This is a genomic window from Rhodococcus sp. C3V (assembly GCF_029269915.1).
In the GTDB taxonomy this organism is placed as follows: Bacteria; Actinomycetota; Actinomycetes; order Mycobacteriales; family Mycobacteriaceae; genus Rhodococcus_F; species Rhodococcus_F qingshengii.
On sequence record NZ_JARJBE010000010.1, the window covers coordinates 77,419 to 90,675 of the forward strand.

At 62.1% G+C, this 13,257-nt stretch carries 14 protein-coding genes; 7 read left to right on the forward strand and 7 right to left on the reverse strand.

The window, feature by feature from the left end; all coding sequences use genetic code 11:
* The first annotated feature begins 46 nt into the window (after positions 1-46).
* From P3G66_RS23850 to P3G66_RS23865, 4 genes are all read left to right on the forward strand, one after another.
* Positions 47-1,249, forward strand: coding sequence for a sensor histidine kinase (locus P3G66_RS23850; protein ID WP_003943587.1), 1,203 nt, complete (start codon positions 47-49; stop codon positions 1,247-1,249).
* Entirely contained in the window at positions 1,246-1,863 is a 618-nt protein-coding gene (locus tag P3G66_RS23855) for a response regulator transcription factor (protein WP_003943536.1), read from the forward strand. The genes P3G66_RS23850 and P3G66_RS23855 overlap by 4 nt, the downstream gene beginning before the upstream one ends.
* A 92-nt stretch (positions 1,864-1,955) precedes the next feature.
* On the forward strand, positions 1,956-3,194 hold the full coding sequence (locus tag P3G66_RS23860) for an HNH endonuclease signature motif containing protein (protein ID WP_276117194.1): 1,239 nt from the start codon (positions 1,956-1,958) through the stop codon (positions 3,192-3,194).
* A gap of 144 nt (positions 3,195-3,338) precedes the next feature.
* Complete coding sequence (locus P3G66_RS23865; protein ID WP_007735878.1) at positions 3,339-4,154, forward strand: siderophore-interacting protein; 816 nt, start codon at positions 3,339-3,341, stop codon at positions 4,152-4,154.
* A gap of 9 nt (positions 4,155-4,163) precedes the next feature.
* On the opposite strand, the gene P3G66_RS23870 is transcribed toward P3G66_RS23865, so the two are convergent.
* The gene (locus P3G66_RS23870; RefSeq protein WP_003943560.1) at positions 4,164-4,343 is read right to left on the reverse strand and encodes a hypothetical protein; all 180 of its coding nucleotides are present in this window, start codon (positions 4,341-4,343) and stop codon (positions 4,164-4,166) included.
* Positions 4,310-4,522, reverse strand: coding sequence for a hypothetical protein (locus P3G66_RS23875; protein ID WP_047272698.1), 213 nt, complete (start codon positions 4,520-4,522; stop codon positions 4,310-4,312). The genes P3G66_RS23870 and P3G66_RS23875 overlap by 34 nt, the downstream gene beginning before the upstream one ends.
* A gap of 161 nt (positions 4,523-4,683) precedes the next feature.
* Here P3G66_RS23875 and P3G66_RS23880 point away from each other — a divergent pair, with 161 nt between their 5' ends.
* Entirely contained in the window at positions 4,684-5,640 is a 957-nt protein-coding gene (locus P3G66_RS23880) for a proline dehydrogenase family protein (RefSeq protein WP_276117195.1), read from the forward strand.
* Positions 5,641-5,701: 61 nt separating this feature from the next.
* Here the strand turns inward: P3G66_RS23880 and P3G66_RS23885 are convergent, their stop codons facing one another.
* The 3 genes from P3G66_RS23885 to P3G66_RS23895 form a co-directional block, all read right to left on the reverse strand.
* Positions 5,702-6,145, reverse strand: a complete 444-nt coding sequence (locus tag P3G66_RS23885; RefSeq protein ID WP_003943564.1) for an SRPBCC family protein — start codon at positions 6,143-6,145, stop codon at positions 5,702-5,704.
* A 3-nt stretch (positions 6,146-6,148) separates the two neighbouring features.
* Positions 6,149-7,702: a succinic semialdehyde dehydrogenase gene (locus P3G66_RS23890; RefSeq protein WP_276117196.1), complete on the reverse strand. Its 1,554-nt coding sequence runs from the start codon at positions 7,700-7,702 to the stop codon at positions 6,149-6,151.
* A 78-nt stretch (positions 7,703-7,780) separates the two neighbouring features.
* Complete coding sequence (locus tag P3G66_RS23895; RefSeq protein ID WP_276117197.1) at positions 7,781-9,097, reverse strand: MFS transporter; 1,317 nt, start codon at positions 9,095-9,097, stop codon at positions 7,781-7,783.
* 71 nt (positions 9,098-9,168) lie between these two features.
* On the opposite strand from P3G66_RS23895, the gene P3G66_RS23900 reads away from it, so the two are divergent.
* Together P3G66_RS23900 and P3G66_RS23905 are read left to right on the forward strand one after the other, a co-directional pair.
* Positions 9,169-10,140: a helix-turn-helix domain-containing protein gene (locus tag P3G66_RS23900; RefSeq protein WP_158170493.1), complete on the forward strand. Its 972-nt coding sequence runs from the start codon at positions 9,169-9,171 to the stop codon at positions 10,138-10,140.
* Positions 10,141-10,170: 30 nt separating this feature from the next.
* Complete coding sequence (locus tag P3G66_RS23905; protein WP_003943558.1) at positions 10,171-10,548, forward strand: DUF5313 family protein; 378 nt, start codon at positions 10,171-10,173, stop codon at positions 10,546-10,548.
* Positions 10,549-10,555: 7 nt separating this feature from the next.
* Here P3G66_RS23905 and P3G66_RS23910 read toward each other — a convergent pair whose 3' ends face one another.
* Positions 10,556-12,307, reverse strand: coding sequence for an oleate hydratase (locus P3G66_RS23910; protein WP_346349162.1), 1,752 nt, complete (start codon positions 12,305-12,307; stop codon positions 10,556-10,558).
* 22 nt (positions 12,308-12,329) lie between these two features.
* Complete coding sequence (locus tag P3G66_RS23915) at positions 12,330-13,256, reverse strand: TetR family transcriptional regulator (RefSeq protein ID WP_192712824.1); 927 nt, start codon at positions 13,254-13,256, stop codon at positions 12,330-12,332.
* Position 13,257 lies beyond the last annotated feature (1 nt).

Sequence of the window (13,257 nt, forward strand, 5' to 3'; positions counted from 1 at the left end):
TCGACATTCCAGCGCTCGAAAGAACCATCCCGGTTTACAACTTTTGATGGATGAACCAGGCCCGAACCTCGCTAAGCTGGGCGAGATGCACCGATCGCCGCTCACGCCTGTCTTCGCCGGCCTACAACTGGGCCTGCATGTCCTTGTCATGGCGCTGGCCGGTGTGGTGTTTCTTCGAGCGCTGATCGACGAATCCGACCTGACCGCAACAATCATCGCGTTGGCCGTGATCTTTGTTGCCGTCTATCTTTTCGGGGTCGCCAAAAGGCTGCGCGGCAACGCTGCCCGCTGGTGGCTGGCCGTGCTGACCCTCGTCTGGATCGCGACGATGGCGGTATCCGCCGACGCCGCCTACCTCGCGTTCGGACTCTTCTTCCTCTATCTCCATATTCTGCGACGCCCCTGGAGTCTTCTCGCCGTCACCGCGGCAACGGCTGTCGCCGTGGTCGGCACCGGCCTGCATCGTGGATGGACGATTGCCGGCGCCGTCGGCCCGATCATCGGCGCTGCCGTAGCGGTTGCAATCGGCCTCGGATATCAAGCGCTGTACCGCGAGGCAGCCGAGCGCGGTCGTCTCATCGACGAGTTGATGAATACTCGTGAAGAATTGGCGTCGACGTCTCGCGATGCCGGAAAATTCGCGGAACGTGAAAGACTCGCCGCCGAGATTCACGACACCGTGGCCCAGGGACTTTCGAGCATCCAGATGCTCCTTCACGCTGCCGAACGCGCCGATCCGGACAGCCCGGCCATCCGTCAGATCAGCCTCGCACGGGAAACTGCCGCGGACAGTCTTGCCGAAACCCGCCAACTCATAGCCGAATTGACGCCCGCGGCCTTGGACGGTCAGTCGCTCGCCGACGCGCTTCGTCGAATCTGCGAACGCGCGAGCAGTCCTGAACTGGAAGCGCGCTCCGTGGTCGAAGGCGAGGCAGTGCGGCTGCCGATGCCCCTCGAAGCAACATTGGTACGCATCGCTCAGGGCGCGGTGTCCAATGTTCTCCGCCATGCCGATGCAACCAGAATGGCTGTGACACTGACCTATTCCGATGACACCGTCAGCCTCGACGTGGTCGACAACGGTCGCGGTTTCGACGTGGCAGTTCTCGAACGTGGCCCGGCGGAATCTTTCGGCCTCAATGCAATTCGCCGGCGCGTCGAACTTCAGGGCGGGACTTTCTCCATCGAGTCCGAGCCGGGACACACGGCCGTCGCAGTGACGTTTCCTCTCGAAGTCGGCGAACCGTGATCCGCCTGCTGCTCGCCGACGATCACGCGATCGTGCGCGCCGGGCTACGAGCGCTGCTCGAAAGCGAAGCCGACATCGAGGTAGTCGGCGAAGCGGGCACCGCCGAGGAAGCCATAGCCTTCTGCGCCACCACGCCGGTCGACCTCGTGCTCATGGACCTGCGATTCGGCCCCGGCAAGACGGGCGTCGACGCCACCCGCGCGGTGTGCGCGCTGCCGAATCCGCCGCACGTACTCGTCGTGACCAACTACGACACGGATGCAGACATCTTGAGCGCTGTCGAGGCCGGGGCCAGCGGGTACCTACTCAAGGACACACCACCGGTCGAGTTGCTGTCAGCCGTCCGCGCCGCTGCGAGCGGGGACAGCGTTCTCTCCCCCGCCATCGCGTCGAAGCTCATGACTCGGGTACGCAAACCCGAAACCAGCCTCAGCCCAAGGGAAATCGAAGTTCTGAAGTTGGTAGCGGCGGGTCGCTCCAACCGAGAGATCGGCAAAGAACTGTTCCTGAGTGAGACCACGGTCAAGTCGCACCTGGTTCACATCTTCGGCAAGTTGGGAGTGAAGTCGCGGACGTCGGCGGTAGCTCGTGCGCGGGAGCTGGGTTCGATCTGACATTTGCCCGAATTGTCGAAAGTAGCTGGACAGCAGCAATTTTCGCCTGCGATTCTCTTGTGTTCGAAACTTTGTTCGATTAGACTTTGAGCATGGACAGTCGGGAAGCGTGGCAGCTGGATGGCGAGGACCTCAAGAGTGAGGTTCTGGATCTGGCGCGCGCCCGGCACGAGTTGCAGTCACGGATGGTGTTGTTGATCGTGGAGATGTTTTCCCGTGAGGTTCTCGGCGGGAAGGGTTTTCGGGCGATCGCGCAGTGGTTGCATGGTTCGACGAATCTGGAGATCGGTGAGTGCAGTCTGCTGGTCGGGTTGGCGCGGTTGTTGATGCTCGAACCCGTTGTCGGCGATGCGTTTCACCGTGGTGACGTGGACGCGTTGAAAGCCCGTCAGGTGGCGTCGTTTTGTCAGCATCCGCCGAAGAACATGACCCTGGCGGATGTGGACAAGGCCCGCGGGATTCTGTTGGGGTTGGCGTCGAAGAACATCGCCGATTGTGATGCGGTGCGGGCAGCGATCCGGCGGATCGAGAAGCAGTACGGCAAGCGTGAGGACGGCGTTCCGGTGGGTGAGGATTCGGAGCGTAACGAGTTCTACGCCTCGAAAGGCTTGTACGGGCGGGTGTCGGTGAAGGGTGATTTGGATGCGGTGAACGGGGCGCGTCTGCTCACGTTGTTGTCGAGTCTGTCGGCTCCGACGCCGGAGAAGGACGGCGTGAAGGACACGCGTACTCCGGCGCTGCGGCGGGCGGACGGGTTCTGCGAATTGTTGCGCCGGTATGAGCGGTCGGGGTTGGGTCCGATCGAGGGCGGGGTGAAACCGCACATCACGGTGACCGCGTCCGCGAAAGACATGACGGACCTTAGAGCCTTGAAAGACCTCCTGCCGTCCACGGAGGAACTCGGGTTCGCATGGACGGACTGGGTGGGCCCGATCAGTATCGACACCGCACGGATGCTCGCCTGCGACTGCACCGTGACGCGGATCTTGTTGGACGAGAATGGTGTTCCGCTCGACTGCGGTAAGGAAGCGAGAACAGCAACGGTGCCGCAGCGGCGGGCGTTGGCAGTTCGCGATGGCGGTTGCGCGTTCCCAGGGTGCGGAACACCATCCGGGTGGTGCGATGCCCACCATATTGTTCACTGGAACGACGGCGGCCCAACAGATCTCGACAATCTGATCTTGTTGTGCGGTCATCACCACCGGACGCTGCACCACACGGAGTGGCGGGTGGAGATCGGTCCCGACCGAAAAACAGTGTTCTACCCACCCATGTCGATCGATCCGTATCAACAGCCGATCGGCGGGAACAGCCCACCGACAGCGGCGTGAACCGACATAACTGAAAAGGCCAGCGTGTGCACCGGGGAAGAATCATGCCCCGGGGCATACGCTGGCCTTTTCGGCTGCGCTCGATGTCCGTCTTGCGACAGCATCTGTCTCCACTTCGACACGCCGGACCCATAGGGTCGAGGCATGTCTTTCTGCGAACCCGCCCGCGTTGTCACCGTCACGTCCCTGACCCCGCACATGCGGCGAATCAGCATCGAGGCAGAAGGCGACTGGCACTGGCCGACCGGCGGACAAGGCGACGAGCGCATCGACCTCGCGTTCCCGAAACCCGGTGAAACAGAAGCAGAATACGACTACTTCAACAATCCCGACTACGGCAAGGCCGATCTCGGAACCGAGCCACCGTGGCGGCACTACACCGTGCGCAAGGTGCACGACGGCGGCCGACGTCTGGACATCGACTTCGTCGTGCACCCTGGCGGTATTGCAGCGGATTGGGCCCTGCGGGCCGAACCAGGTCACCTACTAGGCGTCTTCTGGTCGGACAGTTCGCGGTCCCACTACCAAGCACCGGCGGGTCCTCGCTGGCAGCTGCTGGTCGCAGACGCCACGGGTCTCCCCGGACTGGGCAGGATTGTCGAAGAACTTCGTGAAGGCGATGTCGCACAGGCGATCATCGAGGTCGAAACCGAAGAGGATCGACAGGAATTTGTCACTCGCGGCGACGTCACGTACACGTGGCTCGTGGGGAGTGGCCTCGGAAAGGCGCCGAGCGCGCTGTTCGAAGCTGTGGAGAAGGTCGAGTTTCCCGAATCCGAATCGGCCGACATCTACGCGTGGGTGGCGTGCGAAAGCGCAACAAGCCGTCGCATTCGTAAGCATCTGAGGGAAGTTCGAGGAATTGCTCGCGACAAGCACAATGTTGTCGGGTACTGGCGAGAGGGCGCCGACGGCCACGTTTCCGGCATGAACAGCGAGGAAGTCACCGTCGGCGCCTGAGCGCCGTGATCACTCTGCCGGCAGCGTGTCGGTAGATTCTGTGTGAGCCTGCTGCGCGTCAGCCGACTTTTCCGCCAGCATCTCGAACAGTGCTCGGCGCGCCTCGGCGAGAATTGCCTCGGCCTTGGCTACCTGCTCAGCGGTCCCACCTGCGGCTACCGCGACAGCGGCACCTCGGAGTAGGCCCATCGCGGGACGGAGCGCTGCGCCTGCTTCACCGAAGTGAGGCCGACCGTGTCCGCGCTGGTCAAGTCGACCGCGCCGGCCTTCGGGGCGTCCTTCTGCTCGGTCTTCGAAGCGACCCTCGGGTCGCTCGCCCTCGAATCCTCGACGGAAACCGTGTCCACGATGCGGGCCTCGGCGGCCATGCTCGCGACGTTCTTGCATTTCTGGGTTGTTGTGTGGGGCGTACATGTTGTCCTCCTGGACTGTCTGTGTTTGTTTGACGTATCGACGATATATCGACAATAGATCGAACGCAAGGGTTCGTAGAATAATTCCCGCACCCTCGTCCGGATACGCTGAAGCCGTGAACACGGATCTACAAGCCCAGGCCGCGGACGTCCTACGCCGCCTCGCACTCGACGAATCCCTGAAAGAACGCACCATGGCGGACGCCGCGACGGCAGCACTCGCACGGAAAGTCGCCGCTCGCTACATCGGCGGCGAAACCATCGACGACGCTTTCGACCGACTCCCCTCGATCTTCGCGCGAGGACACAAGGCGAGCATCGAATACACCGGAGAAAGCGTCCGGGATCCCGAACTCGCGAACGCCGAAACCGATGTGTTCGTGGAATTGGCGGAACGGATCGGCACCTCGGGCGTCGACAGCACCGTGTCGTTCGACCTCTCGCACATCGGCTTGGTCATCGATCCGGAGCAGTGCTTTCGCAATGTCGTGCGCCTGGCCGAGACCACGGAACGCGCCGGTGCCGAGCTGATCATCTCCGCCGAAGCGTCCGACCGCACCGACCTGGTCCTCGACATGCACGCGCGACTGGCCGAGCGGTTCACTCACGTGGGGATCACCGTTCAGGCCCGACTGCACCGGACCGCAAAGGATCTCGCCGCTCTGCTGGACCGACCCGGCCGCATCCGTCTCGTGAAGGGCGCCTTCCTCGAAGCCGAATCCGTCGCCTACCCGCGCGGTAGTGCCGAACTGCGAAGCGCGTATCTCGACTACGCAGCCCGAATCGTCGAATCGGGTCACCAGGTTTCCATCGCGACACATGACCGCGACATCCTCGAAGCACTACGCGCCGAGCATGATTCGAAGCTCAGAGGCGAGCACGTCGAGTTCGAGATGCTGCTCGGCCTCGGCACCGAGCAACTGGACGCACTCCGAGGAGCAGGCTTCACCACACGCGAATACGTCATCTTCGGAACACAGTGGTGGCTGTACGTACTCAATCGCATCGCCGAAGAACCGGAGCGTGTCTACACCGCGCTCATCGACGCTGCGCTCATCAGCACTGCAAACTAGATCTCCAACAACAGAAGTGGGGCCACACTCGAATCGAGTGCAGCCCCACTTGTGTCAGTTTCTAGCTCTCCAGAAACGCCTTGATGCGCGCCAGAGTAGTTTCCATTCCGGTCTGCATCAGCTGATCTCGACCCCGACCGAGTAGGCCGCTACCCGACATCATGCGCACGTAAAGCGCAGGCGTCGCATAGATCTCACGAGTCTCGGTAAGCACGGTGCCCGTTCCCGAAGGCTCGAGCACAAAGGTCCACCGCGCTTTCGGCTCGTCCGATTCGAAGGAGAACCTCCGGCAGTCGACCACGTCGACCACCGTGCAGTGCGTGCTCCACCGAATCAGACCATGCTTGTTGGTGCCCTTGAACTTTGCACCCACAGTGCCCGGAGTTCCGGAAGTCCATGTTCCACCGGTGTTTTCAGGACTGAAGCGACCCATACCTTCGATGTCGCTGACAACCTTCCACACCGATACCGGCGTTGCCTCGATGTACGCGCTGGCGGTTTCCACCCGTTACCGGCCCGGAACCCAGGACATGATCTTGATGGCGTGAGGCATGAGCTTTGCCCACACCTTGGCCGGAAGTCCGCGCGGTCCACCGAGATTCATGACGCGAGTGGTGGCAACGGTCTGCGGTTCGGTGTACTTGATCAGACCCTCCGCGCCGTGACGACGACCGACGCCCGAGACACCCATGCCACCCATCGGTGCTGCGGTGCTGCCCCAGGTGGGTGCGTAACCCTCGTCGACGTTGACGGTGCCGGCGTGGATGCGCGCTGCGATGGCTTCACCGGCAGCCTTGCTTCCCGCCCACACACTGGCGTTGAGGCCGTACTCGGTGTCGTTGGCCGCAGCGATGGCCTCTTCGACGTCCTTGACGGGGTAGATCGAGACGAGCGGCCCGAAGGTCTCGTCGCGGTAGCACTCGGCGTCTTCGGGAACCCCGGTGAGCAGGGTGGGCTCGTAGAACAGCGGTCCGATGTCCGGGCGGGCCTTGCCACCGGCAATGACGGTGGCGCCCTTGACCACTGCGTCGTCGACATGAGCGGAGATTGCCTTGACCTGCGCCTCGGAGACGAGGCTGCCCATCTCGATTCCGAATTCGTATCCGGCGGCGAGGTTCATCTTCTTGACGCGGTCACCGAACATGCGGATGAACTCGGGTGCGATGGACTCTTCGACGTAGATGCGCTCGATGGAGATGCACAGCTGACCGGAGTTGGAGAAGCACGCACGCACAGCGGCGTCGGTGACCTCGCGCAGGTCTGCGCCGGCCGCGACGATCATCGGGTTCTTGCCACCGAGTTCGGCGGAGAAGCCGATCAGTCGACGGCCGGCCTGCTCGGCGAGGAGCTGACCGGTCGCGGTGGAACCGGTGAACATGAGGTAGTCGGTGTTCTCGACCAGGGCGGTGCCGACGACGGAGCCCGGCCCGGGAACCACGGCGAAGAGGTCGCGAGGCAGACCCGCCTTGTAGAGCAGTTCGACGCAGGCGAGCGCGCAGTACGGCGTCTGGCTGTCCGGCTTGAGGACAACGGCGTTACCGGCGAGCAGCGCGGCGATGGCGTCGGACACGGCCAGCGTCATCGGGTAGTTCCACGGCGAGATGACGCCGACGACACCCTTGGGCTGGTAGCGGACGACGGTCTTCGTCAGGCCCGGGAGCATGCCGGAGACGCGACGCGGGCGCAGCAGCTTCGGCGCCACACGTGCGTAGTGACGCGACGTCATCGAGATGTCGAGGACTTCTTCCTGAGCTGCGGTACGCGACTTTCCGGTCTCGGCCTGAGCCATGTCCATGAGGGCGTCGCGGTTCTCGAGGATGAGATCGCGGTAGCGGTGGAAGACGGCAGCGCGGTCGAGGACGGAGCGCTTGGCCCATTCCTTCTGGGCGACGCGGGCACGGGCGATGGCCGCAAGTGCGTCGTCGGCGGTGCCAACGGGGATGGCCGCCAGCTCCTTGCCGGTGAACACCTCGGTGATGGACTTCGTCGGGCGATCGGCAACATTGTCGATGGCGATCAGATCGGCGAGCCGCGAGAAGGTCGCAGCGGACGGAGCAGGCATTTCAGTACCCCTACTGGTGAGTAGTTCTTGGAGTTACACACAACTTACCCCGTCGGTGGTACCGATCACAGTGCCGAATCAGACAGAGTCAACCAATACTGCCTCTTTCGGACGTTTTGCGATCAACAACGACATGACTGCAGCGATCGCGCAGAGCGCGCCGGCCACCAAGAAGGCAGCGTCGTACGAGCCGATCTGATCACGAACGAGACCGGCCAAGAAGGCCACCAGACCCGCACCGATCTGGTGCGATGCCAGCACCCAACCGAACACGATGGGGGCGTCGGCGCCGAAGTGTTGACGGCACAGCGCGACGGTCGGCGGAACCGTCGCCACCCAATCGAGCCCGTAGAAGATGACAAACGCGATCATCGGCGGATTCACGGTGTTGGCGAGCAGCAGCGGCAGGAAGAGCAGCGAGATTCCGCGGAACAGGTAGTAGATGCCGAGAAGTTTTCGCGAGTCCATGCGGTCGGTGAACCAACCCGAAGCAATGGTGCCGACCATGTCGAGGATTCCGATCAACGCCAACAGGGACGCGGCAGTCGTGATCGGCATTCCGTGGTCGTGCGACGCCGGGACGAAGTGCGTGCCGATCAGGCCGTTGGTGCTCGCGCCGCAGATCGCGAAGGTACCGGCGAGAAGCCAGAACACCTTGGTCTTCGACGCCATCACCAGCACCGAGATCGCCCGGCCTCCGGCACCGCCGCGCTGGTAGACAGGCTTGGCTGGTGGGGCGTAATCGGCGGGCGCGCCGTACGGCGTAGTACCCACGTCTGACGGATAGTTACGCAGGAACAGCAGAACGAACGGCACAACGGCCAGTGCGGCAAACGAAACTGTGAAGGCGACGCTCTTCCAGTCGTACGTTTCGGCGATCTTCGCCAGGACCGGAAGGAACACCAGCTGACCGGCAGCACCACCGGCCGTCAGGATGCCGGTCACGAGACCACGCTTCTCGACGAACCAGCGATCGACGACGGTGGCGACAAACGCCAGCGCCATCGAACCGGTACCGAGACCGACGAAGACACCCCACAGCAGAATGAGCTGCCAACTCGAGGTCATGAAGATCGTGAGACCACTGCCGAGCGAGATGAGCGCCAACGCCGAAGTGACAACCGCCCGGATGCCGAACCTTTCCGTCAGGGCAGCAGCGAACGGCGAGGTCAACCCGTACAGGATCAGGTTGACCGAGACGGCGGCCGAGATGCTGGCGCGCGACCACCCGAAATCCTCGTGCAGTGGATCGATCAGCACGGATGGGGCAGCGCGGAAGCTCGCCGCTCCGACCAACGCCAGAAATGCCACGATCGCGACGGACCACGCGCGGTGAAAGCGCGGCGGGCTCACCTGCTGTTGGCCTGATTCGGGGAGAGCGGTCTCAGAAGTCACAGAGAGAATTCTGCAGTTCGGATTCGATCGAGAACAGTGGCCAGATTGCCAATATATGAAAGGATCGAGCCATGTCTGGTCCGCATCGCGTCGTCGTACTGGCTCTTAACGGAGTCATACCCTTCGAACTCGGGATCCCCGCGCGCATCTTCGGGCGTGCCCTCGACGTCGAGGATCGGCCGCTGTACGAGATCCTGACGTGCACAATCGACGGCAATCCCGTGCGGACCGACGCTGACTTCAGCATTTCGGTCGACCATGGGAGCGAGTTGCTCGCCACCGCCGACACCGTCGTCATCCCCGCGTCGTACGAGTTGGGTCCGGCCTACGAAGACGGCTACCTCTCCCCCGAGTTGGCCGCAGCTTTCCAACACATCCGGCCGGGCACTCGGCTGGTCTCGATCTGCACCGGGTCGTACATCCTCGCCGCGGCGGGTTTGCTCGACGGACTCCGCGCCACGACGCACTGGCGCAACACCGACCATTTCCAGCGTGTCTATCCCAAGGTGAACGTGGATCCGGACGTGCTGTTCGTCGACGAAGGCCACATCCTGACCTCGGCCGGGGTGGCGTCGGGAGTTGACCTCTGCCTGCATATCGTCAGGCGTGACCACGGCATGGAAGTGGCGAACACCGTCGCGAGGCGTTGCGTCGTACCGCCGTGGCGCGACGGTGGCCAAGCTCAGTACATCCGACGCCCCCTGGCCGACAAGCCTTCGGAATCGACTGCCGACGCTCGGCACTGGGCCCTCGAACATCTCGACGACCCGATCACCCTGGCGGACCTGGCGACGCGCGCCAACATGAGCGTCCGCACGTTCAGCCGTCGATTCCGCGACGAAGTCGGAACCACACCGAACCGCTGGTTGACCAGCAGACGCGTCGATCGGGCGCGGGAACTACTGGAGGAATCCGATCTGTCGATCGATGCGATTGCTGCTCGAACCGGCTTCGGGACTGCGACATCCATGCGTCAACACATGAACGAGGCCCTCGGCGTTTCACCGAGCGCCTACCGACGCACGTTCAAGGCACCGGTGTAAGCGGCAGTACCAGGCACTATCCTGGATGCCATGGCCGAACAGACTCGCCCGAACTTTCCTCAGTACTGCGGATACCTCCTGGGGAAGACGCTCCCCGACCGGTATCAGGACTGGGTACGGAACGATCTCGTCGGCCCGGGCGCCCAGGCCCGCTACATCATCCGCTTCACCGTGCCGGCGACGCTGATCCTTCTGCTGTTCCTCTTGATCCCGGGACCGATCTGGATTCCCTTGGCCATGATGGCCTTGTTGCTCATCCCGCTCGCGTACTTCGTCGTGGCGCTCGGGACCATCTACCGCCGTCACCGCCTGCTGAGCCACGGACTCGATCCCGAACTGCTCGACGAGAAGGCCCAGCGCCGTGCCGATCGCACTCGCGAGGACTACGAGAAGCGGCACGGTCGCTGAGCACCCCTCAGCGGAACATCGTCACTGCGGCCTTGGCGAGGACCTTCGGATCCTTCTCATAGTGATGCATCTTGGTGAGCTTGTCTTCCGGAATCCCCAGGAACTTGTAGACGGCTACCTGAGCACAGCGCACCGAGTACTGCTCGGTGAACACCATGTCGAACGGCAGCTCCGCGAACTGACTGATGAACGCCAGGTTCTTGGAGTGCTTCGGCACCACCAGCGGCCGGTCGCCGACGGCGCGCCGATTGAACAGCGCACTGGCGTAAGGCATATGGCTGGGAATCGAATTCACGACGCTGTCCATAATCTCTTGTCGACGCGCGGCGAGCGCACCGCTCTCGTCGAGCGCCTCGAGGTGTCCGAGCGTCTCTTCCAGCATTTCCCGCCCGGTCATCTCGATGAACGGCTTCTTCACGTAGTCGCCGTCCTTGCGCGGGAACAGACAGTAACCCCAGAAGACTCCTTCGTTCTCCTTCTGCGCGTGGTAGTGCGGCTGATGGTGGACCACGATCGAGAGAAGCACGTTCGAGTCCACGAATGTGTTGAGCGCATTTCCGGGGAGCTGCTTGGTGATTCGGGAAATCTCGTTGATGAGCTCGTGTGACGAAGTGGTGACGGTGAAGCTGGTCCACTCACTCTGCTCCCGGTCCCCGAAGAACTTGTCGGGATTCCCGAGATCGTAGAAATGCTCGGTGGCCTGCTTCCACAGCAGCGCACTCGGTGCGTATCTCATGTCTTCGACGATCGGGGTATCCAGATCGCCGATCGAAGAACTGTCGGTGATGCTGCCGTTGGTGTCGAAGACGAAATCGCCCTCCGCCACGTCGATTCGGCCCTTCTCACCGGTGCGGACGTTTTCGTAATCGAGTCCCGTCACGATGATCTCGTCTCGTAGCGGGGTGTCCTTGAACACGAACTCCGTGATCTTCAGTTCGTTGACGAACTTCACGCCCTTGCCTTCGAGGAAGGCCCGCATCGGCAAGATGATGCTCTCGTACTGGTTGTACGGGGATCTGGTGACACCGGCAAGAGTTTGAATGCGACTGAACTCGAGAATCATTCGGTTCATGTACCGGCGCAGCTCCATCGCCGAACTCACCCGCTTGAAAGCAAATGTGGTCTCCCACATGTACCAGAAGTTGGTGGTGAAGAAGTGCGGAGTGTCCTCGAACCACTGCTCGATACTGATGTCGTCGAGTTTTGCCTCGTCCGACTCCGGCATCGTCATCAGCTTCGTCAACAAGTACCGATCCTTGTTGTCGAATTGCATGTGCTTGTAGTCGTTTTCACCCTTGTTGCGAATGCCGTCGCGATCGATCAATCGTGCGACGTCGTGCGTTGGATGCGCGTGGTCGAAATCGAGAATGTCATCCGTCACCGATTTTCCCGGGTTGTCCAGCGACGGAACCACACTCAGCACGTCCCAGAGGTTCTCATAGGTCTCCTCGTTGAGCATGCGACCGCCACGATTGATGAAGCCCGCGTCGTTGCCCAGCTCGCGATGACCGTACTGGTGCTGGAAGGTAGCGGCAGATTCGCCGTCGTTCGCTCCATGCATGTCCAGCCCCATGATGGTGATGTCCTCACCGCTCCACTCACCGTCTCGAATCAAATAGACGGCAGCCGAGAGGTTTCCGATGCCGGCACCGATCATGTAGGCCTTGTGAGACAGCTTGGAAGACATTGGGTTTCGTTCCTTACTCGAGTCGCGGTACGGATACCTTCCAAGCATGGACCCCTTTGCCCGCTGGCGCATCACCCGAACCGGATGACGTCCGTCACGGTCGCTGAAGGCGCACCAGATCCAGTGCAAAACGCGCGTAGTCGCGTGCAATTTCCTCGGGCGTTTGTGGTCCGCTCGGCCGATACCATTGCGCGACAGAGACACACATCACGACGATTGCACGCGCGGCCTGTCGCGGCCGATCCGTCCCGAACACACCGGCAGCGATTCCGTCGTCGACCTGCTTCGTCATCAACCATTGCTGGTAGTTGCGTGATTCCGTGATGCGCAACCTGTTCTCGGCTGTGAGACTGCGCATTTCGCTGGCGCCGAGGAATCCTTGATCACGCCGATAGATATGGAACAAGGTCACACATTCGACGAGGAAAGCCAGCCTTTCGGAGGGACTTTCGCCCTCGTCGATAGCCGCCAACGATCTCGTGTTCAGTTCAGCCATGGTGAGGTCGAGAATTTCGGCCAACATCTGTTGCTTGCTGGAATAGTGGTGATACAGACCCGGAACACTCATCTGCGCACGTTTGGCGATCTCACGCATCGCAGCGCCGTGATATCCGGTCTTCACCATCTCCGCGAGCGCGGCCGCCAACACCGGATCGAACGAACTCGGGCCGAACCTTCGCCACTCGTTCGGGCGAAAATGTGCGTTCGGGTCGGCGTCGTCGCCTCCCCATCGTGGCTGTTCTGGCGGACGCACTATCGCAGCCGGGAGCAGAGCGTCGAAACGCACTCCGAGAATCCCGCCGATTGCCGCCAACCTGTCGACGCTGACTCTGGTCTTTCCGGTCTCGACGGCGCTGAGGGTAGCTGCGCTGACGCCGAGACGCCTGGCCAATTCGCGCAGCGAGAGCCCACGGTGACGCCGGGCTTGCCGGATCGACGCTCCGATCAGGACGGCATTCTCGAATTCGGTCACAGTGTTCAGTATTCCCGAACATTGGATTTCCAACAATGCGATGACCACG

Coding starts and splice junctions, on each gene's coding strand:
- P3G66_RS23870 (WP_003943560.1), bottom strand. CDS start 4,343: ATGGGCCTACTCCGAGGTGCCGCTGTCGCGGTAGCCGCAGGTGGGACC.
- P3G66_RS23875 (WP_047272698.1), bottom strand. CDS start 4,522: ATGGCCGCCGAGGCCCGCATCGTGGACACGGTTTCCGTCGAGGATTCG.
- P3G66_RS23905 (WP_003943558.1), top strand. CDS start 10,171: ATGGCCGAACAGACTCGCCCGAACTTTCCTCAGTACTGCGGATACCTC.
- P3G66_RS23900 (WP_158170493.1), top strand. CDS start 9,169: ATGTCTGGTCCGCATCGCGTCGTCGTACTGGCTCTTAACGGAGTCATA.
- P3G66_RS23860 (WP_276117194.1), top strand. CDS start 1,956: ATGGACAGTCGGGAAGCGTGGCAGCTGGATGGCGAGGACCTCAAGAGT.
- P3G66_RS23865 (WP_007735878.1), top strand. CDS start 3,339: ATGTCTTTCTGCGAACCCGCCCGCGTTGTCACCGTCACGTCCCTGACC.
- P3G66_RS23850 (WP_003943587.1), top strand. CDS start 47: ATGGATGAACCAGGCCCGAACCTCGCTAAGCTGGGCGAGATGCACCGA.
- P3G66_RS23890 (WP_276117196.1), bottom strand. CDS start 7,702: ATGCCTGCTCCGTCCGCTGCGACCTTCTCGCGGCTCGCCGATCTGATC.
- P3G66_RS23910 (WP_346349162.1), bottom strand. CDS start 12,307: ATGCGCCAGCGGGCAAAGGGGTCCATGCTTGGAAGGTATCCGTACCGC.